Below are 26461 nucleotides of genomic sequence, written 5' to 3' on the forward strand. Positions count from 1 at the left end.
CCCATTCATAAGTGCGTATCGGCCAAGTTCCGGCCTACGCGTGGGCAGCTTGCGATGCATAAGGTAAACTGCCGCCTCTTTCTATACCTATAACGATTCGCCTGATGCCCACGACGTTTCAAGAGATTCCCCGCAAGCGCCCGACCACGCCCCTGCTGGACCGCGCCAACACGCCGGACGGCCTGCGTCGCCTGGGTGAAGCCGAGCTGGAAACCCTGGCCGATGAGTTGCGCCTGGAGCTGCTCTACACGGTCGGCCAGACCGGTGGGCACTTCGGCGCGGGCCTGGGCGTCATCGAGCTGACGATCGCGTTGCATTACGTGTTCGACACCCCGGACGACCGGCTGGTGTGGGACGTCGGGCACCAGGCCTACCCGCACAAGATCCTCACCGGTCGTCGCGAGCGCATGGGCACGCTGCGTCAGAAGGACGGTATCGCCGCCTTCCCGCGCCGCTCCGAGAGCGAATACGACACCTTTGGCGTCGGCCACTCCAGCACCTCCATCAGCGCCGCCCTGGGCATGGCGATTGCCGCCCGCCTGCAAAACAGCGAGCGCAAGGCCATTGCCGTGATCGGCGACGGCGCACTGACTGCGGGCATGGCCTTCGAGGCGCTGAACCACGCGCCGGAAGTCGACGCCAACATGCTGGTGATCCTCAACGACAACGACATGTCGATCTCGCGCAACGTTGGCGGTTTGTCCAACTACCTGGCGAAGATCCTCTCCAGCCGCACCTACGCGAGCATGCGCGAAGGCAGCAAGAAAGTGCTGTCGCGCCTGCCCGGCGCCTGGGAAATCGCCCGCCGTACCGAAGAATACGCCAAGGGCATGCTGGTCCCCGGCACGCTGTTCGAAGAACTGGGCTGGAACTACATCGGCCCCATCGACGGCCATGACCTGCCCACGCTGATCGCCACCCTGCGCAACATGCGCGACCTCAAGGGCCCGCAGTTCCTGCACGTGGTCACCAAGAAAGGTAAAGGCTTCGCCCCGGCGGAAGTCGACCCGATCGGCTACCACGCCATCACCAAGCTCGAACCCCTGGACGCTCCGGCGGCCACGCCGAAAAAGGCCGGCGGACCGAAGTACTCCGGCGTCTTCGGCCAATGGCTGTGCGACATGGCCGCCGCCGACCCGCGCCTGGTGGGCATCACCCCGGCGATGAAGGAAGGCTCGGACCTGGTGGCCTTCAGCGAACGTTACCCGCAACGCTATTTCGACGTGGCGATTGCCGAGCAGCACGCCGTGACCCTCGCTGCCGGCATGGCCTGTGAAGGCGCCAAGCCGGTGGTGGCGATCTATTCGACGTTCCTGCAACGGGCCTACGACCAACTGATTCATGACGTCGCGGTACAGAACCTCGACGTGCTGTTCGCCATCGACCGCGCCGGCCTGGTGGGCGAAGACGGCCCGACCCACGCTGGCAGCTTCGACCTGTCGTTCCTGCGCTGCATCCCTGGCATGCTGGTGATGACCCCGAGCGATGAAAACGAGCTGCGCAAGATGCTCACCACCGGCCACCTGTTCAATGGCCCGGCGGCAGTGCGCTACCCGCGTGGCACCGGCCCGAACGCGACGATCTCGACCGACCTCGAGCCAATCGAGATCGGCAAGGGTGTGATCCGCCGCCAGGGCAAGCAAACCGCCCTGCTGGTGTTCGGCGTACAACTGGCCGAAGCCCTGAAAGTTGCGCAAACCCTGGACGCCACCGTGGTGGATATGCGCTTCGTCAAACCCCTGGACGAAGCCCTGGTGCGCGAGATGGCCGGCAGCCATGACCTGCTGGTCACCCTCGAGGAAAACGCCATCATGGGCGGTGCCGGCGCGGCGGTCAGCGAATTCCTGGCCAGGGAAAACATCCTCAAGTCCGTGCTGCACCTGGGCTTGCCGGACACCTACGTCGAACATGCCAAGCCGGCGCAGATGCTGGCTGAATGTGGATTGGACGAGGCAGGGATCGAAGCGGCGGTGCGTCAGCGGTTGCAGTTGTTGGGCCTGTAATTTTCAGCCCACACAGATCCCCTGTGGGAGCGAGCTTGCTCGCGATAGCGGTGTGTCAGCCAATGGATCAATTGACTGATCTACCGCCATCGCGAGCAAGCTCGCTCCCACAAGGGTTTTGTGCAGACCAGAAATGTCCGGAACCCCATGAAACTCCGCCTAGCCCTCACCCTCTCCCTGCTCCCCACCCCCAACCTGCTGGCCGACACCTTCGAGCGCGACCAGGCCCTGAAGCTGCCCGACATCGTGATCAGCGCCAACCGCCAGGTCGAAGCCCGCAACGACAGCAGTGCCGCCAATACCGTATTCACCCGCGACGACATCGATCGCTTGCAACCGGCCAGTGTCACTGACTTGCTCAGCCGTGTGCCAGGCGTGCAGGTGGCACCGCTGGGTGGGCGCGGCAGCCTGCCGGGGATTTACATTCGCGGCACCAAATCGGCCCAGAGCCTGGTGCTGGTGGACGGTCAGCGCATCGGTAATGCCACCTCCGGCGACAGCAACCTGCAACGCCTGAACATCAACCAGATCGAGCGTGTGGAAGTGCTGCGCGGTTCGCGTTCGGTGATCTACGGTGCCGATGCGGTGGGTGGCGTCATTCAGATTTTCACCCGCCGCGGCAACGAGCAAGGCCTGCAACCGCGCTTGCATATGGGTGTCGGCAGCCACCAGACCTGGGAACGCAGCCTGGGCCTGTCCGGCGGCGACGAGCAGACCCGCTTCAACCTCGGCGCCAGCCTCGACGACAGCGCCGGAAGCAATCGGACCCGCGAGTCCTATGCCAGCGACCGCGACGACGATGCCAACCGCAATCAGTCTTTCAGCCTGAGCCTGAGCCATGCGGCCAGCGATGACCTGGAAGTCGGCCTGAACCTGCTGGATAACCGCGGCAAAAGCGAATACGACAACCCGTTCGGCCGCTTCGACCCGACCACTTTCGAATCCCTGCCCCAGCAACCCTACAGCGAGTTTGCGGTGAGCAGCTTCAGCACCTATGTGGACGGGCGAATCAACGACGTCTGGAAATCACGCCTGGAACTGGGCCACAGCGAGAACCGTGAAAAGACCTTCGACAAGCTCAGCAACGTCCGCGAAGTCTTTAACACCTACCGCGATTCCGTGACCTGGCAGAACGACGTGACGCTGGACGAGCGCAATAGCCTGATCGTCGGCGGCGACTGGTATCAGGACCGGGTCAACAGCAGCACGCCGTTCGACGAAGACAGCCGCTGGAACCGTGCCGCGTTCATCCAGCATCGCTTCCAGGCCGAAACCTTCTCCACCGAACTGGGCCTGCGTCGCGACCAGAATCAGCAGTTTGGCGGCCAGAACAGTTGGAGCGGCACCCTCACCCTGCCAATCGACCCGGACAACGACGTATTGCTGACCTACAGCGAAAGCTTCCGCGCGCCGACCTTCAACGACCTGTACTACCCGGACTTCAGCAACCCTGACCTGAAACCCGAAACGGCGAAAAGCTACGAACTGCAATGGCGCAGCCAACTGAGCGACAGCGCCCGCCTGGAGACCTCGCTGTACCGTACGGACCTGGAAGACGCGATCATCTTTGGCAGCAACTCACGCCCACAGAACGTCGCCTCGGCGCGGATCAACGGCTTCGAGATGGCCTACCTGCAGGATGTGTTCGGCTGGCAGGGCAACCTGGGCCTGGCCATCATCGACCCACGGGACCGCAACAGCGACCACACCCTGGCCCGCCGCGCCCGACGGACCTTGAGCCTGGACCTGGACCGGCAATTCGACCGCCTCGGCCTGGGCGCCACCTGGCAAGCGGTGAGCAGCAGCTACGACGACGAAAACAACCGCAATGCCCTGGGCGGCTATGCCCTGCTCGGGTTGCGCGGAAGTTGGACCCTGACCCGGGAGGTTAAGCTGGAGATGAAGGTGGATAACCTGCTGGACAAGGGGTACAGCCGGGCGCTGTATAGCCATGATGGGGGTCAGCATGGGTATCGGGAGGAAGGTCGGGCATGGTTGTTTGGGGTGACTTGGACTCCCACCCTCTGATCCAGAACCTGTGGTGCCTGGGCTGACCTCATCGCGAGCAGGCTCGCTCCCACAGTGGATTGATGTTGCCTTTGTGGGAGCGAGCTTGCTCGCGATTGCAGGCGCCGCGGGCTATCTGTCTGGCGCAATCAACTCACACAACCGCGCCGTCGCCTCGATCATCTGCCCACTGGGCCGCTCCAGCCCCTTGTCATTGACCAGCAACAGCCGCCCCTGCGCCACCGGCCAGGTTTTCCAGGCGTCGAGTTGTGCCTGCTCCGTGGCCAGGATGATCTGCGGATTGCGCTGCAGCACCGCTTCCACACTCACCTGCGGGGCCGGCAGGCTCAGGTCGGCGAAGACGTTGCGCGCCCCGCATACCGCCAGTGCATCACTGATGATCTGCCCGCCACCGACGGTGTACAGCGGTCGGTCCCAGACCTGGTAGAACACTGACAACGGTGGGTCCCGTCGATAGCGCTGGCGTAATGCTTCAAGACGCACACGCAATTGCACCGCTCGCTGCACGCCCCGCTTCGGGCGGCCGAGTTGCAGGGCAATGTCTTCAATTTGCGCGATGAGTTGGTCGAGGCTGCGGGGTTCGGCGACGTAGAGGGGGATGCCCAGGCCCTTGAGCTGTGCGCGCTGGGCCGGGCCGACACTGCCGGGCCAGAGCAGAAGCAGGTCGGGCTTGAGGCTGAGCAAGCGCTCCATGTCCAGTTGGCCATAACGCCCTACGGAAGGCAGGTCTTTAAGGATTGGCGGACGGTCACCGCCATCCAGTACGCCCACCAAGAGGTCGGCGGAGCCCAGCTCAACGACGATTTCCGACAGCGACGGCGCGAGGCTGACGACCCGCGTAGCCGCCATCGTCGAGGCGCTGACGGCCAGCAGCAAGACCGCCAGCCAGCGGCTCATCAGCCGAGTTGACGCGGGATGCGATACAGGTAGAACAACACGGTGGTCGACAAGGCCAGCAGCATCAACGGCACCGCTTCCAGGCCCACGAACACGGCGAGGGCGCCGACCCAGGCCGGCAGCCCGGCCACCAGGAAGGCTGCGCGGCGACGGGCCGCCAGGTCAATCCGGGCTTGGGGTTCTTCGGGCGTGTCGAGGGCTTTCTGGGTAGCGATCAAGGCTTGTTTATAAGGCCCGAAGAATCGCAGGCTGACAAACATCGAGGCCACGCCGGCAATGAACAACGGCATCGCCAGCACTGGAAGAATCGCTTCGCCCTCACCGAACACCGCGTTGATCACAAACAGTGGCAACAAGGCCAGCGCCAGGTATTTCCACCAACTGACGGACAGTCGCCGCCGGACCTGACCGCGCGTCACGCCCGGTCAACCTCGCCTTGGTGCTCGTTGCCCATCATGTGGTCGAGCTTGCTGGCCTTGGTCGCCAGGTAGAGTTTGTTGTGGGGGTTGTGGCCAGTGTGCAGCGGCACACGCTCAGCCACCACGATGCCCATGTCGGTCAACGCCTTGACCTTGCGCGGATTGTTGGTCATCAAGCGCAACGACTTCACGCCCAGATGCTCCAGCATCGGCAGGCAGATGCTGTAGTCACGCAGGTCGGCGGCAAAGCCGAGGCGTTCGTTGGCTTCCACGGTATCGGCGCCGCCGTCTTGCAGCTCATAGGCGCGGATCTTGTTCAACAGGCCAATGCCACGGCCTTCCTGGCGCAGGTACAGCAGCACGCCACGGCCTTCGCGGGCGATGGCCTGCAGCGCGGCCTCGAGTTGCGAACCGCAATCGCAGCGCTGGCTGAACAGCGCGTCGCCGGTCAGGCATTCGGAATGCAGGCGGCCCAGCACCGGAGAACCGTCGGCGAAATCACCCAGGCTCAGCACGACGTGCTCGCGGCCGGTGGCTTCATCGAGAAAACCATGCATGGTGAATTGCGCAAAGGGCGTTGGCAGCTTGGAAGCGGCAACAAAAACGACAGGCACCGGTGTGCTCCTGATCTAGTACTGGAGATTCGCAGAGGCGGGCATTGTAACAGCACGCTCCTGTAGACGCTTAGGCTGAATTGTCGGCCATAACCATCGAAAAGTTTGATCAAGGCTTCGGCGGCTTGCCGTGCTCGTCGAAAGGATAGGGTTGCTTCCAGCGTTCGAAAATCGGCTTCAACTCGCCGCTCTTCGCCAGCACTTCCATGCGTCGGTCGAACAGCGCACGCAACACACGGCCGTTTTCGTTGTTGGCGAAGCCCAGGTACAGCGGCAAATTGATCAGCGGCGAGAGCTTGAATTGCTTGGGGTCGTCGGCCTTGGCGAGCACTTCTTCGATTTCCATCGATGCATCGATGTAAAAGTCCGCTCGCTCATGAATCAGCATAGGCAAGATACCCACCGACCGGTGGATCTCATTGAAACGCCGGATGTTGGGCAGGTAGTTGTTGTATTCGTAGCCGCGCATCCAGACCAGTCGATAGTTGCCAATCGTCGCCAGGGTAGGCGTCGGCTTGGACGCCAGCCCCAGGGCATAGATGTGATCGACGTCATAGTGCCACTTCGGGTAAAGCACGCCTTCGGACTCATCCCGATAGGCACCGACCTGCACATCGACCTCGCCGCGCTGCACCAACCCGATCGAGCGGGTGTAGGGCACACTGCGGATCTCCAGCTTGACGCCTTCAGGCTCGAACACTGCACGCAAGATGTCCCAGCCCATTCCCTGGCCATCGGCCTGGGTGTAATCGGCCCACTCCTCGCTGGCCGCGCGGACCTTGTCAGGCAGCGGCGTAGACTCGGCCACCCTCGCCCCTATACAGGTTCCCAAACACAGCAACAGCAGTAGTGCGCGGCTTACGCCCATGCCTGACTCCCTCAGGTGAAACACCACACCAATCCTTGCATTGCCAGCCAGGCGAAAACCCCGGCCAATACATCATCGAGCATGATACCGACGCCTCCGTGCACATGCCGGTCGATCCAGCGGATTGGCCACGGCTTGAGGATATCGAAGAAACGGAACACCAGGAAACCCGCCAGCAACCAATACCAGCCTTCCGGTACCAACCACAAGGTGATCCACATACCGACCATTTCGTCCCAGACGATGCCTTCATGATCGTGCACCCGCAGGTCGTCCGCCACTTTGCCACACAGCCAGAAGCCAAACAGCATGGTGATGCCCAGCATCAGCCAATAACCCCAGTCCGGCAACATCTGCCACAACGGTATGAAGGGTAGCGCAACCAGAGAGCCCCAGGTGCCTGGGGCTTTGGGCAAAGTGCCCGAACCGAAGCCAAATGCCAGGAAATGCCAGGGATTGCGCCAGACCGAAGGCGGAACGAACTCTGCCGGGACCTGGTTGGGATGATCTGTCACGGTGTCTCCCGAAAATGTTGATAGCCCCGCACTCGCGGAGTGATGTCGTGCCCGTCGCTGTCGACCAGCGTGACCCCCTGCCCGGCCAGCACGCTGCCGATCACGCGGATCGGCCAGCCTTCGGCCTGCAACGCCGACAATCGGCTCGGTGGCACGGCGAACAGCAGCACGTAATCGTCACCGCCGCTCAGGGCGACCTGCTCGGCGTCCGCCCGGCCAAGAAACGCTAATAGAGCGTTGGACAGCGGCAATCGGTCCCGTTCAACCTGTAAAGCCACCCCGGACGCCACGGCGATATGCCCGCAATCGGCCAGCAGGCCATCGGAAATATCCATCGCCGCGCTGGCCTTGCCTCGCAGCGCCAGGCCCAGGTCGATCTGCGGACGCGGCGACCAGTAATGGGCCAGCAGCGGCTCGGCAATCGCAGGTTCGGCGCTGCGCTGGCCGAGCACCAGCGGCAACGCGCCGGCGGCATTGCCCAGCTCGCCGCCCACACACAGCAGATCGCCGGGCTGCGCGCCGCTACGGGTCAGGGCCTGGCCGGACGGCACGTGGCCGAACACGGTCATGGTCAGGCTCAGGGGCCCACGCGTGGTATCGCCTCCCACCAGTGCCACGCCACAGGCCTGGGCCATCTGGTTCAAACCGTGGGCATAGGCTTGCAGCCAATCGGTGGTCACCGTCGGCAAGGTCAGGGCAAGGGTAAAGGCGAAAGGCTTGGCGCCCATGGCAGCCAGATCGCTGACCGCCACGGCCAGCGAGCGCTGGCCGAGCAGGAGCGGGTCGCACGGGTCTGGAAAATGCACACCGGCCACGAGCGTGTCGGTGGACACCGCCAACTGTTCCCCGGAAGGAACGGCCAGCAAGGCGCAGTCGTCGCCGATCCCCAGCGCAACGCCCTCGCCGCCTTGCGCGCAAGGCGCGGCGGCGAAGTAGTTACGGATCAGCTCAAACTCACCCATGGGATTTCAAGCGCCAATCAGCGCTTGAACGCCTTCACTTCAGCTTCACGCAGACGCGGGGCGAGTTTGTCGAGCACACCGTTGACGAACTTGTGGCCATCGGTGGAACCGAAGACTTTCGCCAGCTCGATCCCTTCGTTGATCACTACGCGATACGGTACGTCGACGCGCTTGAGCAGTTCCCAGGTGGACAGGCGCAGCACCGCCAGTTCAACCGGGTCCAGCTCTTCGATGGTCAGGTCCAGGCAAGGCGTGAGCGCGGTGTCGATTTCGGTCTTGAACTGCGGGACCCCGTGCAGGATCTCGCGGAAGTAGGCACCGTCGACATCACTGAAATCGTTGTCGACCCGAAACTGCGCTTCGATCTCGTTCAGCGATTGCTTGGCCATGTGCCATTGATACAGCGCCTGGGTCGCAAGCTGACGGGCTTCGCGACGCTTGACGCTTTTCGACGGCTTGCCGGCATCCGCAGGCTTTGGATCGCGCGGGTTGAAACGATCGCTTTCGTCGCTAATCACTTGGCCTCCAACTGCGCCAGCAGGCTGACCATTTCCAGGGCGGACAGGGCAGCTTCGGCACCTTTGTTACCGGCCTTGGTGCCGGAACGCTCGATGGCTTGCTCGATGGAATCAACGGTCAGTACGCCGAAAGCGACTGGCACGCCGAATTCCATGGACACCTGGGCCAGGCCCTTGGTGCATTCGCCGGCCACGTATTCGAAGTGCGGAGTACCGCCACGAATGACCGCACCCAGGGCGATGATCGCCGCATATTCGCCCTTTTGAGCGACTTTCTGCGCAACCAGCGGAATTTCGAAGGCGCCAGGGGCACGGATGATGGTGATGTCGCTTTCGCTCACGCCATGGCGAACCAGGGCATCGACCGCACCGCCAACCAGGCTCTCGACCACGAAACTGTTGAAACGGCCCACTACCAGAGCGTAGCGGCCTTTGGGGGCGATGAAGGTACCTTCGATGGTCTTCAGGGTCATTCGTCAGATCTCTTAAAGAGCCGGAGCGCGTTCTATAACGCGCTCCTCAGTGATATTAGCCACGAATACAGGGCCGGAAAATCCCGGGCTATTATTCGGAGGGCACGTATTCTACAACTTCCAGATCGAAACCGGATATCGCATTAAATTTCATTGGTGCGCTCATCAGGCGCATTTTACGCACGCCCAGGTCACGAAGGATCTGCGAACCGGCACCGACGATGCTGTAGGTGGTCGGTTTTTTCACTGGCGCCTGGTCTCCGGTTTCACGGATGTGCGCCAACAGCACGTCGCCATCGAGCGGGTGCCCGAGCAGCAGCACCACGCCGCTGCCGGCCTCGGCCACCGCAGCCATGGCGGCCCGCAGGCTCCAGCGGCCGGGTTGTTTGACCATCAGCAGGTCGCGCAGCGGGTCCATGTTGTGCACACGCACCAGGGTCGGTTCTTCGGCGCACACGGTGCCCAGGGTCAGCGCCATGTGCACGTCGCCCTCCACCGAATCGCGGTAGGTCACCAGGTTGAACTGGCCCAATTCGCTGTCCAGCGGCTGCTCGGCAATCCGCTGAACGGTACGTTCGTGGATCATCCGGTAGTGGATCAGGTCGGCGATGGTGCCGATCTTGATGTTGTGTTCGGCGGCGAAGGTTTCCAGTTCCGCGCGACGGGACATGGTGCCGTCGTCGTTCATCACTTCGCAGATCACGCCGCTGGGTTCAAAGCCCGCCATGCGCGCCAGGTCGCATGCCGCTTCGGTGTGGCCGGCGCGAGCCAGGGTGCCGCCAGCCTGGGCCATCAGCGGGAAGATGTGGCCGGGGCTGACGATGTCTTCGGCCTTGGCGTCCCGGGCGGCAGCGGCCTGCACGGTACGCGCGCGGTCAGCGGCGGAGATACCGGTGGTCACGCCCTCGGCGGCCTCGATGGACACGGTGAACTTGGTGCCGAAGCCCGAGCCGTTGCGCGGCGCCATCAGCGGCAGCTTCAGCAGCTCGCAGCGCTCGCGGGTCATCGGCATGCAGATCAGCCCACGGGCATGCTTGGCCATGAAGTTGATGTGCTCGGCCTTGCAGCATTCGGCGGCCATGATCAGGTCGCCTTCGTTCTCGCGGTCTTCGTCATCCATGAGGATGACCATCTTGCCTTGGCGGATGTCTTCAACCAGTTCTTCGATGCTATTGAGCGCCACGCGGCACCCCCTTGGGTCAGGATTTGAGGTAGCCGTTGGCGGCCAGAAAACTTTCGGTGATGTTACCCGGCTTTTGTGGGGAGCCCGGCTCTGCGGCCTTGTCGCCCAGCAACAGGCGCTCCAGGTAACGGGCCAGCAAGTCGACTTCCAGGTTGACCCGGCGACCTGGCCGGTACGAGGCCATGATGGTTTCGCTCAGGGTGTGGGGAATGATTGTCAGCAGGAATTCGGCGCCATCCACCGCGTTGACCGTCAGGCTGGTGCCGTCGACGGTGATCGAGCCTTTGTGGGCGATGTACTTGGCCAGTTCCTTCGGCGCGCGGATGCGAAATTCCACGGCCCGGGCGTTATCCGTGCGCGAGACCACTTCACCGACGCCGTCCACGTGACCGCTGACCAGGTGCCCGCCCAGGCGAGTGGTGGGGGTCAGGGCTTTTTCCAGGTTGACCGGGCTGCCGCTCTTGAGGTCGTTCATGGCCGTGCAGTCGAGGGTTTCGCGGCTGACGTCCGCCAGGAAGCCGTTGCCCGGCAATTCGACGGCTGTCAGGCACACGCCGTTGACCGCGATGCTGTCGCCCAACTTGACGTCGCTCAGGTCGAGCTTGCCGGTTTCGACGTAGACCCGCACATCGCCGCCCTTGGGGGTGAGTGCGCGGATGCTGCCGATGGATTCGATGATGCCGGTAAACATGGAGTCCTCCTCGAGAACGGGCCGCCGCTTGCGCGAAAGCCGGGAATTATACGCTCGCCTGCGCAACGGGAACGGCGATGACTCGCCAGTCATCGCCCACGGCGCGGATTTCGGTGATTTTCAGCTGCGGGGCGTCCTTCATCTGCGCCAGCGGCCAGTCCAACAGCGGCCGCGCCGAAGAACCGAGGAACTTGCCGGCGATGAAAATCTGGAACTCATCGACCAACCCTTGCTGGGCGAAAGCCCCCGCCAGGCGCGGACCGGCTTCCACCAGCACCTCGTTGACGCCACGGCCCGCCAGTTCCACCAGCAGGCGATGCAGGTCGACCTGGCCGTCATCGCCCGCCACGATCATGCATTCGGGACCGTTGGCGTATTGTTCTTCCACCGCCATGCAGGTCGCGACCAACGCCGGACCAGCCTTGAAAAACGCGGCATCCAGCGGCACCCGCAGGCGCCCGTCCACCAGCACCCGCAGCGGCGGACGGCTCATGACCAACGCCGTCTGCTCGGCATCGAGCCCCAGTTCATCGGCGCGCACGGTCAGCCGGGCGTTGTCCGCCAGCACCGTATCGGCGCCGGTCAATACCACGCTGGCCTGGGCGCGCAGGCGTTGGACCGCCGAGCGTGCGGCGGCGCCGGTGATCCACTGGCTTTCGCCGCTTTCCATGGCGGTACGGCCATCGAGGCTCATGGCGAGCTTGACCCGCACGAACGGCAGGCCGTGCTCCATGCGTTTGAGGAAACCTTCATTGAGCTTGCGCGCTTCGCCTTCCAGCACGCCGCTTTCGGTGGCGATGCCGGCCTGGGCCAGCCGTTGCAGGCCACGCCCGGCAACTTCCGGGTTGGGGTCCTGCATCGCCGCCACCACCCGCGCCACGCCGGCATTGACCAGCGCATCGGCACACGGCGGCGTACGCCCGTGATGGCTGCACGGCTCGAGGGTCACGTAGGCTGTGGCGCCGCGGGCCTGTTCGCCAGCGGCGCGCAGGGCATGGACTTCGGCATGGGGCTCGCCAGCGCGGATGTGCCAGCCTTCGCCGACAATCTGCCCGTCACGCACGATCACGCAACCGACCCGGGGATTGGGGTGGGTGGTGTAGTGACCGCGCCGCGCCAACTCCAGGGCACGGGCCATGTAGTGGGCGTCGAGGATGGCTTGCTGCGCCGAGGTGGTCATTCTTTCACCGGTTCGCGGGCCAGGCGGTCGATTTCTTCGCGGAACTCGTTCAGGTCCTGGAAGCGCCGGTACACCGAGGCGAAACGGATGTAGGCGACTTCATCGAGCTTCTGCAGCTCGGCCATCACCAACTCACCGACCACCAGGGATTTGACCTCGCGCTCGCCGGTCGCCCGCAGTTTGTGCTTGATGTGCACCAGCGCCGCTTCCAGGCGCTCGACGCTCACCGGGCGTTTTTCCAGGGCGCGCTGCATGCCGGCGCGCAGTTTTTCTTCATCGAACGGCTGGCGGCTGCCGTCGGTTTTGATCAGGCGCGGCAACACCAGTTCAGCGGTCTCGAACGTCGTGAAACGTTCGCCGCAAGCCAGGCATTCGCGGCGGCGGCGGACTTGTTCGCCCTCGGCGACCAGTCGCGAGTCGATGACTTTGGTGTCGTTGGCACCGCAGAAGGGACAGTGCATGGTGGCAGGCAACAAAAAAAGGGAGGGCCATGGTAGCGCATCCCACTGGCAAGACAAGCCATAGGGTTTACGGTATACAGACGGGCTTACCGTCAGATCCATGGAATTCACCTTGCTGGAGCCACACATGCCGCTACGATCGCTCGTTTTGCTCAGTTTTTTCAGCCTGCTGATGGCGTGCAGCAGCGATGCCCCCAAGCCCGCCGCTCCCGCCCCGGCCCCCGCGCCGAAACAGGCCCAGGAAAAAGCCCGGCAGGCCACCGAACTGGGGCCGCTGCCAGCGCATCAGCGCGAGTTGAGTGGCACCTTGCAAGGCGTGCCGGCCGGCGCCGAAGTGGAACTGGCGTTGCTGGTGATCGATGACAAGGACCGTCCGCAACAACTGCTTGCCAGTTCCAGCCTGATCGGCACCAACCAGGCCCTGCCCTTCCGCTTGCGCTTCAACCCGCAAGCCTTCCCGGTAGGCGCCCGCGTGGAACTGCGTGGCCGCGCCAGCCAGTCCGGCCAGTTGATCCTGCACTTGCCCGAGCAACGCATCAGCCAACCGACCACCCAGGCGTTGGGCGCCCTGCAATTCGTCAAAGCACCATGAGTGCACCGCAGGACCTGCAACGGGCATTGAGCGAGTTGCTTGGAGACGCGCGCCTGGTCGCTTGTCCGCTACCCGGCACCGACTTGAAGTTGTGGCTGATCGACGGCGACAACATGGACCGCGCCTTCAGCCCGGAGGAAACCCGGCGCATTCTCCACGAGCCGCCCTACTGGAGCTTCTGCTGGGCCAGCGGCCTGGCGATGGCCCGCTACCTGGCCGAACAGCCGCAGTGGGTCGAGGGCAAGCGCATATTGGATTTTGGCGCCGGTTCCGGCGTGGCGGGCATCGCAGCGGTCAAGGCCGGGGCGCTGGAGGTGGTGGCCTGCGATCTGGACCCATTGGCGATTGCCGCGTGCCGGGCAAATGCCGCACTCAATGGCGTGGAGCTGGGTTATTCGACGGATTTTTTTGCCGAAGTTGATCGTTTCGACCTGATCCTGGTCGCCGACGTGCTCTATGACCGGGCCAACCTGCCGCTGCTCGACCAGTTCCTCAGCCGTGGCCGTGAGGCGTTGGTGGCCGACTCCCGGGTACGGGATTTCCAGCATCCGCTGTACCGACGCATCGACATGCTCCAGGCCATGACCTTGCCTGACCTGGCCGAGCCTGAAGAGTTTCGGCATGTGAGCCTGTACCACGCGCGGCGCTAGCCTTAAAAGCATCGCGAGCAAGCTCGCTCCCACAGTCGATCTCCTGTGGATACAAAATTCGTGTACACCGCGAATCCAATGTGGGAGCGGGCTTGCTCGCGAAGGCGTCCTGCCAGACACCACAAGACGAAAGACCTCCCCGCTTTCAGCCACCCCCACCAAGCCGTATAGTTGCCCCATTCAAGCGCTCTACGAGATTGCCCATGACTCAGGAAACGCCCTACATCTTCGACGCCACCACCGCCGATTTCGACCAGTCGGTGATCGCGAACTCTTTCCACAAACCGGTACTGGTGGACTTCTGGGCCGAGTGGTGTGCGCCGTGCAAAGCCCTGATGCCGATGCTGCAAACCATTGCCGAGAGCTATCAAGGCGAACTGCTGCTGGCCAAGGTCAACTGCGACATCGAGCAGGACATTGTCGCCCGCTTCGGCATTCGCAGCCTGCCAACGGTGGTGCTGTTCAAGGACGGCCAACCGGTTGACGGTTTTGCCGGTGCCCAGCCGGAATCGGCCGTGCGAACCCTGCTCGAACCCCATGTGCAGATGCCGCCTCCGGCTGCGGCTGACCCATTCGAACAGGCCCAGGCGCTGTTCGACGACGGTCGTTTCGCCGACGCTGAAGCCGTGCTCACGGTGTTGCTGGGTGAAGACAACACCAACGCCAAGGCGCTGATCCTGTATGCCCGCTGCCTGACCGAGCGCGGTGAGTTGGACGAAGCGCAGACCGTGCTCGACGCGGTGAAAAGCGACGAGCACAAGGCCGCTCTTGCCGGTGCCAAGGCGCAGATCCAGTTCCTCGGCCTGGCCAAGCACCTGCCGGACGCCGCCGACCTCAAGGCGCGCCTGGCGAAAGACCCGCAGGACGATGAAGCGCTGTACCAACTGGCGATCCAGCAACTGGCGCGCCAGCAGTACGAAGCGGCCCTCGATGCACTGCTCAAGCTGTTCATGCGTAACCGCAGCTACAGCGAAGGCCTGCCCCACAAGACCTTGCTGCAGGTGTTCGAACTGCTGGGCAACGATCATCCGCTGGTGACGACTTATCGTCGCAAGCTGTTCGCGGCGTTGTATTAAGCCTCAGCCCCAGCCCAGCTATAGAGCGGCGTATCGGCGCCGCTCAATACCTTGACCTCGGCACAGTGGCGCAAGCGCACCAACAGGCGCTTGCCCGCCGAGGCGCTGCCGGTCAAGCCTTCGAGCTGTTCCAGCAGGTCCGGGCCGCTCAACTGCCCGGCCTTGCGCAGCAGTTCCTTGGCGATCTGCCACTGGGCATCATCCTGATTCGCCGGTTTGGCCGCTGGTGCCGCGATGCCCTCGGACTTGGCCACTTGCAACTGCGCGCCGAGCTGCGCCCAGTCGCCCTCATCCATTTCGATCGACAAGTCCACCGGCCAATCGCCGACGGTTCCGCGTATCCGCAACATCACCGTACTCCTGAATATTTCATGTACGCATGCTCCCATGGCCCTTGCGCGACGCCAAGCAGACGGTCAAACTCTCCGAACTTTCGTTATAAGATTACATAACCTTTTCGGAGACTCGTCATGCGTCGTCTGCTTCTCGCTTTGCCGTTCGCCCTGCTGCCATTGGCTGTCGCTCACGCGGCGGTCGAGCATGATCATGACCACGAGCATGGCAGCCTCAGCGCCCATGAACACGGCGTCGGCCGATTGAACGCTGCCCTGGACGGCCAGACCCTGGAGCTGGAACTGGAAAGCCCGGCGATGAACCTGGTGGGCTTCGAACACACCGCCACCAGCGATGCCGACAAGGCCAAGGTCGCCGCCGTACGCGCGCAGTTGGACAAGCCACTGGCATTATTCAACCTGCCGGCCGCCGCCAAGTGCACCGTGGCCCAGCAGGAACTGGAAAGCCCGTTGTTTGGTGATGAACCGGACCACGATCACGACCATGACGAAGACGCAGATGGCGACGAGCACCACGGCGAGCACAGTGAGATCCATGCCCATTACCAGTTCACCTGCGCCGCTCCGGGTGCACTGAAGAACCTGGACCTTGCAACCCTGTTCAAAACCTTCCCGGCCACCCAGAAAATTCAGGTACAACTGATCAGCCCGAGCGGCCAGCAAGGTGTGGAAGTGACGGCCAAGGCGCCAGCCCTGAAATTCTGATTCATCGCAACCCCAATGTGGAAACAAGCCTGGTGGGAGCAAAGCTTGCTCGCGATAGCGGTCCAACGATCAACATCCAAGTTGAATGTGGTGCCCTCATCGCGAGCAAGCTCAGCGCCCACAGGTCTCCACAGGTTCCACTTTGAAGCGGCAAATATGACCCAAGCACTCATCGAACTCTCCGACCTGGGCTTCAGTTGGCCCGGGCATCCGCCGTTGCTGGATATCCCGGCGTTCCGCCTGGAGGCCGGTGAGACGTTGTTTCTCAAGGGCCCGAGCGGCAGCGGCAAGACCACCTTGCTGGGGCTGCTGGGCGGGGTGCAGACACCGGATCGCGGCAGCATCCGCCTGCTCGGTCAGGAACTCACCGAACTGGGCGCCGGCAGCCGCGATCGCTTTCGCGTCGACCACACCGGCTACATCTTCCAGCAATTCAACCTGCTGCCGTTTCTCTCGGTACGCGAGAACGTCGAACTGCCCTGCCACTTCTCGAAATTGCGCGCACAACGGGCGATCCAGCGCCATGGCAGCGTCGATCAGGCCGCCGCCACGCTGCTGGCCCACCTGGGCTTGACCGATCCGAACCTGTTGGAGCGGCGTGCCGACTCGTTGTCCATCGGCCAGCAACAACGGGTCGCCGCCGCCCGAGCGCTGATCGGCCAACCGGAGCTGGTGATCGCCGACGAACCGACTTCGGCCCTGGACTACGACGCCCGGGAAAGCTTCCTGCGGCTGTTGTTCGCCGAATGCCGCGAGGCCGGGTCGAGCCTGTTGTTCGTCAGCCACGACCAGAGCCTGGCGCCGCTGTTCGACCGCAACCTGTCGCTGGCCGATCTCAATCGCGCCGCCACGCCACTCGAGGTTTGAGATGTATTTGTTCCGTCTAGCCATGGCCAGCCTGGCGAACCGCCGCTTCACCGCGATCCTCACCGCGTTTGCCATCGCCCTTTCCGTTTGTTTGTTGCTGGCCGTGGAGCGGGTACGTACCGAGGCGCGGGCCAGTTTCGCCAGCACCATCAGCGGCACCGACCTGATCGTCGGCGCCCGCTCTGGCTCTGTGAACCTGCTGTTGTATTCGGTATTTCGCATCGGCAACGCCACCAACAACATCCGCTGGGACAGCTTCGAACACTTCGCCAGCAACCCGAAAGTGAAGTGGGCGATCCCCATGTCCCTTGGCGATTCCCACCGCGGTTATCGGGTGATGGGCACCACCGAGGCCTACTTCGAGCATTACCAGTACGGCCGCCAGCAGCACCTGGCGCTGGCCGATGGTCGGGCGTTCGCAACCGATCCGTTCGAAGTGGTGCTAGGTGCCGAAGTGGCCGAGGCGCTGCACTACAAACTCGGCGACAAACTGGTGCTGGCCCACGGCGTGGCGGTGGTCAGCCTGGTCAAGCATGACGACAAGCCCTTCACCGTGGTCGGGATTCTCAAGCGCACCGGCACCCCGGTGGACCGCACGCTGCACATCAGCCTCGGCGGCATGGAGGCGATCCACATTGACTGGAAGAACGGCGTTCCGGCCCAGGGCAATGGGCGCATCAGCGCCGACCAGGCCCGCAACATGGACCTCACGCCCCAAGCAATTACCGCCTTCATGCTCGGCCTCAACAGCAAGATTTCAACCTTTGCCTTGCAGCGCGAGATCAACGAGTTCCGTGGCGAACCGCTGCTGGCGATCCTGCCCGGCGTGGCGTTGCAGGAACTGTGGAGCCTGATGGGCACGGCGGAAAAAGCCTTGTTCGTGATTTCGTTGTTCGTGGTCCTGACCGGGTTGATCGGCATGCTCACAGCGATTCTCACCAGCCTCAACGAGCGCCGCCGGGAAATGGCGATCCTGCGTTCAGTGGGCGCGCGGCCGTGGCACATCGCAACGCTGCTGGTGCTCGAAGCCTTTGCCCTGGCGCTGGCCGGGGTCACCGCCGGGCTGGCGCTGCTGTACATTGGCATCGCCGCCGCCCAGGGTTACGTGCAGTCGGCCTACGGCTTGTACCTGCCGCTGAGCTGGCCGAGCGAATATGAATGGACGCTGCTGGCTGGCATCCTGGTTGCCGCCCTGCTGATGGGCAGCGTGCCGGCCTGGCGCGCCTATCGCCAATCGTTGGCCGACGGCCTGTCGATTCGTCTATGAGGACCTTGAAGATGCCCCGCGCCCTGCTTGCGCTGTTGATGATGGTCGCCCTGCCGCTGTGGGCGGCCGAGCCGAGGGACCTGGCCTGGTCGGAAATGATCCCGCCGGACGCGCCGCCGGAAGTGCCGAACATGACGCCGCTGCACGACCTGTCGAAGATGAGCGATGCCCTGGCGGCCGAATCCGCTCCAGCGGCCAAGCAGGACCTGCCCAACGCCCCGGTGGTCAAGGCCCTCGATGGCCAGCAGATTCGCCTGCCGGGCTACATCGTGCCGCTGGAAGTCAGCGAGGAAGGTCGCACCACGGACTTCTTGCTGGTGCCGTATTTCGGCGCCTGCATCCACGTACCGCCACCGCCATCGAACCAGATCGTGCATGTGAAAAGTGAAGTCGGGGTCAAGCTCGACGAGTTGTACCAACCGTACTGGGTCGAAGGGCCGATGCAGGTCAAGCCGTCCACCAGTGAACTGGCCGATGCCGGGTATCAGATGGAGGCCGAGAAGATTTATGTGTATGAGCTGCCGGAGTGAACCCGGTGGTGATGTGTTGTTGATGAGATAGCTATCGCGAGCAGGCTCGCTCCCACAGTTGATCGTGTTTCTTCAGAACGAATGCGGTCGAATAATGTGGGAGAGAGCTTGCTCGCGATGGTTCCCTCGAATTTTCCCATCAGCGTTTTTATTGAGCTGAGTCAATTAAACACCCCCTGACTCATTGAGCTGTGTCAAAAGACCGGAGCAGACGGCTTCGTACCATGGGACATCAAATTTCGATGCCCTTTGGAGCCCTCATGAACAAGTCCTTGCTCAGCGCTTCCCTCGTTGCCCTCGCGCTCGCTGCCCCACTCGCCCAAGCCCATACAGCCGGCGACATCATCGTTCGCGCCGGTGCTATCACCGTCAACCCGGAAGCCGATAGCTCCAGCGTCAAGGTCGACCGTGGCCCGCTGGCCGGTGCCGACCTGGGCGGCAAGGCGACCATGAGCAGCGACACGCAGTTGGGCTTGAACTTCGCCTACATGATCACCAACAACCTGGGGATCGAACTGCTGGCGGCCTCGCCGTTCGAGCACGACGTGAAACTCAAAGGCACCGCCCTGGGCGCGGCCAACAACAAGCTCGGCACCCTCAAGCACCTGCCGCCGACCCTGAGCCTGGTCTACTACCCACTCGACGCCAAGTCGACGTTCCAACCTTATGTCGGCGCCGGCATCAACTACACCTGGATCTACGACGAACACGTCGGCAGCGAAGCCAGCGCCAACGGCTTCAGCAACTTTCGCGCAAGCAACAGCTGGGGCATGGCGTGGCAAGTGGGCGCTGACTACATGTTGACCGACAACGTCATGATCAACGGCCAGATCCGCTACATCGACATCGACACCACCGCGTATGTGGACAACAACGCCGTGGCCAGCGGCACCCGGGCCAAAGTGAATGTCGATGTGGACCCATGGATCTACATGGTGGGGTTGGGCTACAAGTTCTAAACCGAACCTGAAGATACAAAAATCCCTGTGGGAGCGAGCTTGCTCGCGATGACGGTGGATCAGCCAGCGATGATGTTGGCTGACCTACCGCTATCGCGAGCAAGCTCGCTCCCACAGGTTTGTGGCGGCTGAAAATCAGCGTCCCAGCAACCGCGCCAGCCCCACGCTCATCGGTGTTTGCTGGGGAAAACTGAAGCGCTGCAACAGCCGATGGTTGTCGGCCCGGGAATGGCGGATATCGCCGGAGCGCGCCGGACCGTAGCTGATCGGCGGCAGATCGCCCACCACGGCGGCCAGGGCCTGGAGCATCTGCTTGAGAGTCGTGGCCTGGTTCCAGCCGACGTTCACCGCGCCCACTTCCACCACGGGCTTCTCGATCGCCTGCACCAGCACGCTGACCAAGTCTTCGACATAGACAAAATCCCGGGTCTGCTCGCCGTCGCCGAACACGGTGATCGGCAGGCCTTTCTGCGCCCGTTCGCTGAAAATGCTGATGACCCCGGAATACGGCGAGGATGGATCCTGGCGCGGGCCATAGATGTTGAAGAAGCGGAACACCACCGGTTCCAGGTCGTGCTGGCGACGATAGAAGTCGAAGTAGAACTCGCTGGCCAGTTTGTCCGAGGCATACGGCGTGAGCGGGGCCTTGGGGGTTTCTTCGTCGATGGACTCGCCTTCGCCGTTATTGCCGTAGACCGCTGCACTGGAGGCGAACAGCACCCGTTTCACACCGCTCTGGCGCATGGCTTCGCAGACATTCAGAGTGCCGATGAAGTTGCTCTGGTGAGTGCGTACGGGGTCGTCCACCGAGGCTTGCACCGAGGCCACCGCCGCCAGGTGCGCCACGGCGCTGCAACCGGTCATGGCCCGGGCCACCAGGGCGGCATCGGCGACGTCGCCTTCGATCAGTTCGACCGCCGGGTTGTCCAGCGGCAGGTTGCTGCGCTTGCCGGTGGAGAGATCATCGAGGATGCGCACCGAATGTCCCTTGGCGAGCAAGGCGTCGGTCAGGTGCGAACCAATGAAACCCGCGCCGCCGGTAATTAAAACAGGGCCTTCAGCCATGGCGATAAAACCTATCCAGTAAGCCCGGGAGTGCCGCGCGCCAGGCGCGGGGCTTGATCCCGAAAGTGTGTAGAATTTTCTTGCAGGCCAGCACCGCGTGCTGCGGTTCTTCCGCGGCGTCCGGCCGTGCGGCGTGGGCCTGGGGGGTGGGCGACTCGATGGCCAGCGGATGCAGGGCGCGGGCTTCGGTGAGGATCGCCTGGCCCAGCGCCAGCGGCGTAGTCGCCTCGTGTCCGGCGTAATGGTAGGTGCCCCACAGCGGCGCCGCGCAATCGAGTTGTTTGAGCACCGAGATGATCACGCGCGCGGCATCGTCCACCGGCGTCGGATTACCGCGGCGGTCATCGGCCAGCAACAGCTCGTCGGGCTGTTCGGCCCGGGCCAGGAAACGCCCGAGGATGCCATCGGCGCTGTCGTCCAGCAGCCAGCCAAATCGCAGCAGCACGTGTTGCGGACAGGTGGCGCGCACGCTTTGTTCGATCCGCCACAGCGCCTGGCCACGCACGCCCAGGGGCACGGGCTCGTCTTTCTCGCTGTAGGCCGTGGCACGGGAACCGTCGAACACCCGATAGCTCGACGGTTGCAGCAAGACGATGTTGTGATGCTGGCACAGCTCGGCCAGGCGCTCGACAGCGCGCTCCTGGCTGGCCAGGCGCTGCTCGCTGACAGCCTCGGCCTGGAACCAGTCGAAGTAGTACGCCAGGTTGATCAAGGCGTCCGGGCGGGTGTCGTCGAGCAGTTGCGTCAGGCTCGCGGCATCCCAACCGTCTTCGGGCGGGCGGGGGGCAAGAAAACCGATGTCTTCTTCTGCACCGAGGCGAATCAGCGCCTGCCCAAGGGCATTTCCGCCGCCCAGTAACATAAGGCGCATTCGCATAAAGTCAGCAGGCCCAGTCTATTGGCACAAGAATTTGGTCGATAACGCCCGCGGGCGTTGTCGGAATCGTTGCATTTTGCGGGTTTAGTGCGCAACCGTCATCCGCAATGTGCAGATCGCCGGGTTTGTGCAGGTCTTGAGGCCGCTATCGCGAGCAAGCTCGCTCCCACAGGGATCGCATGCACACTGGAGATCCCCTGTGGGAGCGAGCTTGCTCGCGAAGGGGCCGGAACAGGCAATAAGAGGTCCCGGACGGTACTTGCATCCTCCCCACCCCACCCGCCTAAACTGCCCCCATGAATCTGCCCCTTGCAGCCAACCACGCCATGGCCGGCTTTCACCCCGCCGTTCGCGCCTGGTTCAGCCAGACATTCCCGGCGGTCACAGCCGCCCAGGCCCGGGCGTGGCCGTTGATCGGCCAGCGTCGTTCGACCCTGGTGGCGGCGCCTACCGGCTCGGGCAAGACCCTGACGGCGTTTCTCGCCGTGCTCGATGACCTGGTGCACCGCGGCCTGGAACAGGGCGGCCTGCCGGACCAGACGCTGGTGGTCTACGTTTCGCCGCTCAAGGCCTTGAGCAACGATATCCAGATCAACCTGCAAAATCCCCTGGCCGGCATCACCGAGCAGTTGCAACAAATGGGCTTGCCGCCCTTGCCCATCACCACCGCCGTGCGTACCGGCGACACGCCGCAAAAAGACCGCTCGGCGATGCGCAAGACCGCGCCGCACATACTGGTCACCACGCCTGAATCGCTCTACGTGCTGCTCGGTTCCGACTCCGGCCGACAGATGCTCGCCAGCACCCGCACGGTCATCGTCGACGAAATCCACGCCATTGCCGCCAGCAAGCGCGGCAGCCACCTGGCCTTGAGCCTGGAACGCCTGCAAACCCTGTGCGCCGAACCGCTGATGCGCATCGGCCTGTCCGCCACGCAAAAGCCCATCGAAGCGGTGTCACGTTTTCTCGTCGGTGAGGGACGCACCTGTGAAATCGTCGACATCGGCCACGCCCGCCCCCGGGACCTGGACATCGAGGTGCCGCCGGTGCCGCTGTCAGCGGTGATGGCCAACGACGTGTGGGAACTGGTCTACAACCGCCTCGCCGAGCTGGCCCGGGAACACCGCACCACCCTGGTGTTCGTCAATACCCGGCGTTTGGCCGAACGCCTGAGCCGTCATCTGAGCGAGCGCCTGGGCAAGGACGCCGTGGCCGCCCACCATGGCAGCCTGGCGAAAGAATTTCGTCTCGACGCTGAACAACGCCTCAAACGCGGCGAGCTGAAGGTGCTGATCGCCACCGCGTCCCTGGAGTTGGGCATTGATATCGGCGATGTCGACCTGGTGTGCCAGATCGCCTCGCCCCGTTCGATCTCGGCCTTCCTGCAACGGGTCGGTCGCTCCGGCCACCAGGTCGGCGGCACACCCAAGGGGCGCCTGTTCGCCACCACCCGTGACGACTTGATCGAATGCGCCGCCCTGCTCGACTGCGTACGCCGTGGCGAACTAGACATCCTGCACATCCCCAAGGCGCCGTTGGATGTGCTGGCCCAGCAGATCGTCGCCGAGGTCAGTTGCCAGGAATGGCAGGAGCAGGCGCTGCTGGAGAGTTTCCGCCGCGCGGCGCCCTACACGGACCTGGACGACCACCACTATCAGGCTTTGCTGCAGATGCTCGCCGAAGGCTTCAATGGCCGCCAAGGCGTGCGCAGTGCCTACCTGCACCGGGACGCTGTTGCCCGGACCTTGCGCGGGCGCCGGGGCAGCAAGCTCACGGCCGTGACTAGCGGCGGCACCATTCCGGACAATGCCGACTACAGCGTCCTACTCGAGCCCCAAGGGCTGAACATCGGCAGCGTCAACGAAGACTTCGCGGTGGAGAGCATTGCCGGCGATGTGTTCCAGTTGGGCAATACGTCGTATCGCATCATTCGCGTCGAGACCGGCCGCGTGCGGGTCGAGGATGCCCAGGGCCAACCGCCGACCATTCCGTTCTGGCTCGGCGAAGCCCCAGGGCGCAGCGCCGAATTGTCTTTCGCCGTGGCGCGCCTGCAAGCCCAGCTCGACCAACTGCTGGCCGCCACGCCGGGCCACCTGCAACCGGCCCTCGATTGGCTCACCGGCACCTTGCAACTGAACCTGGCCAGCGCCGAGCAACTGGTGGATTACCTGGCCCCGGCGCGCATGGCCTTCGGCGCCCTGCCGTCCCAGGACACGCTGCTGATGGAGCGGTTTTTCGACGAGTCCGGCGGCACGCAACTGATCATCCACACGCCCTTCGGCAGCCGTATCAACCGCGCCTGGGGCCTGGCCTTGCGCAAGCGCTTCTGCCGCACCTTCAACTTCGAATTGCAGGCCGCCGCCAGTGAAGACGCCATCGTGCTCTCGCTGTCCACTAGCCACAGCTTCGAACTGGACGAGGTGTGGCGCTACCTCAATAGCCACAGCGCCGAGCAGATCCTGGTCCAGGCGGTACTGGATGCGCCGCTGTTCGGCGTGCGCTGGCGCTGGAACGCTGGCGTGGCCCTGGCTTTGCCGCGCTACATCGGCGGACGCAAAGTCGCCCCGCAGATCCAGCGGATGAAAAGCGAAGACCTGATCGCCAGCGTGTTTCCGGACCAGATCGCCTGCCTGGAAAACCTGGCCGGCGAGCGTGAGATCCCCGACCACCCGCTGGTGGAACAGACCCTCGACGATTGCCTGCACGAAGCCATGGACAGCGAGGGCTGGCTGACGCTGTTGCGGCGCATGGAGGCGGGGGAGATTCGCCTGATCAGCCGCGACCTGCCAGCGCCCTCGCCGCTGGCGGCAGAAATCCTCAGCGCCCGCCCCTACACCTTTCTCGACGACGCGCCGCTGGAAGAACGGCGCACCCAAGCGGTGATCAACCGGCGCTGGAGCGATCCACAGGCCACCGACGACCTGGGCGCGCTGGACGCCGAGGCCATCCAGTCGGTCCGCGATGAAGCCTGGCCGGCGCCGGCCAATCTCGATGAGATGCATGAAGCCTTGATGAGCTTGGCCTGCATCGCCGACAGCGAAGCCGACGCCCATGCGCCGTGGCTGGATTGGTTGCCGGCATTGGCCGCCAGTGGTCGCGCCAGTCACCTGCAGATCAGTGCCGAGCGTGGTCTGTGGGTGCCGCTGGAGCGCCTGACCTGCCTGCAAGCCCTTTATCCACAGGCCCGCTGGCAACCGGAGCTGACGCCCCTGGCTGGTTTCGATGAAGCCTGGGACCGCGACGAAGCCCTGGTGGAAGTGCTCCGCGCCCGGCTCAGTGCCTTTGGCCCGCTGCCGTTGAAGGCCATCGCCTACCCGCTGGGGCTGTCGACCTCGCAGGTCACCCAGGCCCTGGCGCAGCTTGAGCAACAAGGCTATGTGCTGCGCGGACGGTTCACGCCGGGCACCGGCCAGGAGGAATGGTGCGAGCGACATTTGCTGGCGCGAATCCATCGTTACACGGTCAAGCGCCTGCGGCGGGAAATCGAGCCGGTGATGTTGCAGGACTTCATGCGCTTCCTGTTCGACTGGCAGCACCTGTCATCGTCCAGCCAAGGTCGAGGCAATGCCGTGCTGCCGTCGATCCTGGGCCAGTTCGAAGGCTTCCCGGCCGCGGCGTCAGCCTGGGACAGCGACCTGCTGTCGGCGCGGATCAAGGACTATTCGCCCAGTTGGCTCGATGAGTTGTGCCGCAGTGGCAAGTGGGTATGGACGCGCCTGAGTGCGCACCAGAAGCCTTCCGCCAGCGCCCTGCGCAGCACGCCGGTGGTGTTGCTGCCGCGCAGTCAGGTGGCGTTGTGGAGCAGCCTGGCCGGGCAAACGGCGCTGGATGAGTTGTCGCCCAAGACGCAAAAAGTCCATCAGGCCCTCAGCGAACACGGCGCGCTGTTTTTCGACGAACTGGCCCACGAAGCCCACCTGCTGCGCAGCGAACTGGAAATCGCCTTGCAGGAACTGGTGGGCGCCGGGCTGGTGAATGCCGACAGCTTCGCCGGCCTGCGCGCGCTGATCACCCCGGCCAGCAAACGCCAGGCCCGCAGCAGCCGGCGCGGGCGCGGAGCGTTTGTCGGCGGCATGGACGACGCCGGTCGCTGGGCCTTGTTGCGCCGCAGCCAGCCCGCGCCTGCGGAAGGCCATCGTCCCGCGCCCACACCGCCCGACACCCTGGAACACATCGCCATGACCCTGCTGCGCCGTTACGGCGTGGTGTTCTGGCGCTTGCTGGAGCGGGAGGCGGATTGGCTGCCGAGTTGGCGCGAGCTGCTGCGCACCTTTCATCGCTTGGAGGCGCGGGGCGAGATTCGTGGCGGGCGTTTTGTCAGCGGGCTGGCGGGCGAACAATTCGCCCTGCCCGAAGCCATCCCGCTGCTGCGCGAAACCCGCCGCCGCCCCACCGATGGCAGCCTGGTGGCGGTGTGCGGCGTCGACCCGCTGAACCTGGCAGGCACCTTGCTGCCGGGGGCGAAAGTGCCGGCACTGGCGAGCAATCGGCTGGTGTATCGCGATGGGTTGCCGGTGGCGGCGCAGATTGCCGGCAAGCAGCATCTTTGGGTGGAATTGGATGCTCAAGGGATGGCTGAGGTCAGGAACAAGTTGATTCAGAAAGGTTGAGGGCGTCTGGGCCGGCCCTATCGCGAGCAAGCTCGCTCCCACAGGGATTGTTCATTCACCACAAACCTACTGTGGGAGCGAGCTTGCTCGCGATGAGG

The 26461-nt window shown here is 63.8% G+C and carries 26 protein-coding genes; 11 read left to right on the top strand and 15 right to left on the bottom strand.

Annotated features, from left to right (window positions below):
* Positions 1–104: 104 nt before the first annotated feature.
* Together dxs and HU749_RS26550 are read left to right on the top strand one after the other, a co-directional pair.
* On the top strand, positions 105–2003 hold the full coding sequence (dxs, locus tag HU749_RS26545; RefSeq protein ID WP_186652275.1) for a 1-deoxy-D-xylulose-5-phosphate synthase: 1899 nt from the start codon (positions 105–107) through the stop codon (positions 2001–2003).
* A 147-nt stretch (positions 2004–2150) separates the two neighbouring features.
* Positions 2151–4031, top strand: a complete 1881-nt coding sequence (locus HU749_RS26550; RefSeq protein WP_186652273.1) for a TonB-dependent receptor domain-containing protein — start codon at positions 2151–2153, stop codon at positions 4029–4031.
* Between the two features lie 111 nt (positions 4032–4142).
* Here HU749_RS26550 and HU749_RS26555 read toward each other — a convergent pair whose 3' ends face one another.
* The 12 genes from HU749_RS26555 to nrdR form a co-directional block, all read right to left on the bottom strand.
* Positions 4143–4928: a cobalamin-binding protein gene (locus tag HU749_RS26555; RefSeq protein WP_186652271.1), complete on the bottom strand. Its 786-nt coding sequence runs from the start codon at positions 4926–4928 to the stop codon at positions 4143–4145.
* A complete protein-coding gene (locus HU749_RS26560; RefSeq protein ID WP_186652269.1) occupies positions 4928–5347 on the bottom strand; it encodes an MFS transporter in 420 nt (139 codons plus the stop codon). Before HU749_RS26560 ends, HU749_RS26555 begins: the two co-directional genes overlap by 1 nt.
* The gene (ribA, locus tag HU749_RS26565) at positions 5344–5961 is read right to left on the bottom strand and encodes a GTP cyclohydrolase II (RefSeq protein WP_014340439.1); all 618 of its coding nucleotides are present in this window, start codon (positions 5959–5961) and stop codon (positions 5344–5346) included. Before ribA ends, HU749_RS26560 begins: the two co-directional genes overlap by 4 nt.
* A gap of 109 nt (positions 5962–6070) precedes the next feature.
* Positions 6071–6829 carry a substrate-binding periplasmic protein gene (locus HU749_RS26570; protein WP_046064814.1) on the bottom strand — a complete coding sequence of 253 codons (759 nt, stop codon included), beginning with the start codon at positions 6827–6829 and terminating at the stop codon, positions 6071–6073.
* Positions 6830–6840: 11 nt separating this feature from the next.
* Positions 6841–7344 carry a phosphatidylglycerophosphatase A family protein gene (locus HU749_RS26575; RefSeq protein WP_003206020.1) on the bottom strand — a complete coding sequence of 168 codons (504 nt, stop codon included), beginning with the start codon at positions 7342–7344 and terminating at the stop codon, positions 6841–6843.
* Entirely contained in the window at positions 7341–8306 is a 966-nt protein-coding gene (gene thiL, locus HU749_RS26580) for a thiamine-phosphate kinase (RefSeq protein WP_095963579.1), read from the bottom strand. Before thiL ends, HU749_RS26575 begins: the two co-directional genes overlap by 4 nt.
* Before the next feature lie 17 nt (positions 8307–8323).
* Positions 8324–8824 (bottom strand): transcription antitermination factor NusB, encoded by a 501-nt coding sequence (gene nusB / locus HU749_RS26585; RefSeq protein ID WP_003185935.1) that lies wholly within the window; start codon positions 8822–8824, stop codon positions 8324–8326.
* Complete coding sequence (gene ribH, locus HU749_RS26590) at positions 8821–9297, bottom strand: 6,7-dimethyl-8-ribityllumazine synthase (protein ID WP_003206025.1); 477 nt, start codon at positions 9295–9297, stop codon at positions 8821–8823. The genes nusB and ribH overlap by 4 nt, the downstream gene beginning before the upstream one ends.
* A 91-nt stretch (positions 9298–9388) precedes the next feature.
* Entirely contained in the window at positions 9389–10480 is a 1092-nt protein-coding gene (gene ribBA / locus HU749_RS26595; protein ID WP_046064816.1) for a bifunctional 3,4-dihydroxy-2-butanone-4-phosphate synthase/GTP cyclohydrolase II, read from the bottom strand.
* Positions 10481–10496: 16 nt separating this feature from the next.
* Positions 10497–11171, bottom strand: coding sequence for a riboflavin synthase (locus HU749_RS26600; RefSeq protein WP_018600195.1), 675 nt, complete (start codon positions 11169–11171; stop codon positions 10497–10499).
* Between the two features lie 46 nt (positions 11172–11217).
* On the bottom strand, positions 11218–12351 hold the full coding sequence (gene ribD / locus HU749_RS26605) for a bifunctional diaminohydroxyphosphoribosylaminopyrimidine deaminase/5-amino-6-(5-phosphoribosylamino)uracil reductase RibD (RefSeq protein ID WP_079302776.1): 1134 nt from the start codon (positions 12349–12351) through the stop codon (positions 11218–11220).
* A complete protein-coding gene (gene nrdR, locus HU749_RS26610) occupies positions 12348–12812 on the bottom strand; it encodes a transcriptional regulator NrdR (protein WP_013694316.1) in 465 nt (154 codons plus the stop codon). Before nrdR ends, ribD begins: the two co-directional genes overlap by 4 nt.
* 127 nt (positions 12813–12939) lie before the next feature.
* Here nrdR and HU749_RS26615 point away from each other — a divergent pair, with 127 nt between their 5' ends.
* The 3 genes from HU749_RS26615 to trxA all read left to right on the top strand — a co-directional run bounded on the left by HU749_RS26615 (position 12940) and on the right by trxA (position 15130).
* Positions 12940–13404: a YbaY family lipoprotein gene (locus HU749_RS26615; RefSeq protein WP_046064818.1), complete on the top strand. Its 465-nt coding sequence runs from the start codon at positions 12940–12942 to the stop codon at positions 13402–13404.
* On the top strand, positions 13401–14054 hold the full coding sequence (locus HU749_RS26620) for a class I SAM-dependent methyltransferase (protein ID WP_186652267.1): 654 nt from the start codon (positions 13401–13403) through the stop codon (positions 14052–14054). The genes HU749_RS26615 and HU749_RS26620 overlap by 4 nt, the downstream gene beginning before the upstream one ends.
* A gap of 203 nt (positions 14055–14257) precedes the next feature.
* Positions 14258–15130: a thioredoxin gene (gene trxA / locus HU749_RS26625; protein ID WP_046064820.1), complete on the top strand. Its 873-nt coding sequence runs from the start codon at positions 14258–14260 to the stop codon at positions 15128–15130.
* On the opposite strand, the gene HU749_RS26630 is transcribed toward trxA, so the two are convergent.
* The gene (locus tag HU749_RS26630) at positions 15127–15480 is read right to left on the bottom strand and encodes a hypothetical protein (RefSeq protein WP_079302779.1); all 354 of its coding nucleotides are present in this window, start codon (positions 15478–15480) and stop codon (positions 15127–15129) included. The genes trxA and HU749_RS26630 overlap by 4 nt on opposite strands.
* Before the next feature lie 120 nt (positions 15481–15600).
* On the opposite strand from HU749_RS26630, the gene HU749_RS26635 reads away from it, so the two are divergent.
* From HU749_RS26635 to HU749_RS26655, 5 genes are all read left to right on the top strand, one after another.
* Positions 15601–16188, top strand: coding sequence for a DUF2796 domain-containing protein (locus HU749_RS26635; RefSeq protein ID WP_079302780.1), 588 nt, complete (start codon positions 15601–15603; stop codon positions 16186–16188).
* Positions 16189–16344: 156 nt separating this feature from the next.
* Complete coding sequence (locus HU749_RS26640; RefSeq protein ID WP_014340451.1) at positions 16345–17055, top strand: ABC transporter ATP-binding protein; 711 nt, start codon at positions 16345–16347, stop codon at positions 17053–17055.
* Position 17056: 1 nt separating this feature from the next.
* Positions 17057–18322: an ABC transporter permease gene (locus HU749_RS26645; protein ID WP_079302781.1), complete on the top strand. Its 1266-nt coding sequence runs from the start codon at positions 17057–17059 to the stop codon at positions 18320–18322.
* 11 nt (positions 18323–18333) lie between these two features.
* Complete coding sequence (locus HU749_RS26650; RefSeq protein ID WP_013694320.1) at positions 18334–18852, top strand: DUF3299 domain-containing protein; 519 nt, start codon at positions 18334–18336, stop codon at positions 18850–18852.
* 260 nt (positions 18853–19112) lie between these two features.
* The gene (locus tag HU749_RS26655; protein ID WP_079302782.1) at positions 19113–19811 is read left to right on the top strand and encodes an OmpW/AlkL family protein; all 699 of its coding nucleotides are present in this window, start codon (positions 19113–19115) and stop codon (positions 19809–19811) included.
* A gap of 135 nt (positions 19812–19946) precedes the next feature.
* Here the strand turns inward: HU749_RS26655 and HU749_RS26660 are convergent, their stop codons facing one another.
* Positions 19947–20876: an NAD-dependent epimerase/dehydratase family protein gene (locus HU749_RS26660; RefSeq protein WP_095962974.1), complete on the bottom strand. Its 930-nt coding sequence runs from the start codon at positions 20874–20876 to the stop codon at positions 19947–19949.
* Positions 20869–21753 carry a sugar nucleotide-binding protein gene (locus tag HU749_RS26665; protein ID WP_029866831.1) on the bottom strand — a complete coding sequence of 295 codons (885 nt, stop codon included), beginning with the start codon at positions 21751–21753 and terminating at the stop codon, positions 20869–20871. The genes HU749_RS26660 and HU749_RS26665 overlap by 8 nt, the downstream gene beginning before the upstream one ends.
* 296 nt (positions 21754–22049) lie before the next feature.
* On the opposite strand from HU749_RS26665, the gene HU749_RS26670 reads away from it, so the two are divergent.
* Positions 22050–26363 (top strand): DEAD/DEAH box helicase, encoded by a 4314-nt coding sequence (locus HU749_RS26670; RefSeq protein ID WP_186652265.1) that lies wholly within the window; start codon positions 22050–22052, stop codon positions 26361–26363.
* The last annotated feature ends 98 nt before the right edge of the window (positions 26364–26461 follow it).

The organism is Pseudomonas ogarae (genome assembly GCF_014268695.2).
In the GTDB taxonomy this organism is placed as follows: domain Bacteria; phylum Pseudomonadota; class Gammaproteobacteria; order Pseudomonadales; family Pseudomonadaceae; genus Aquipseudomonas; species Aquipseudomonas kilonensis.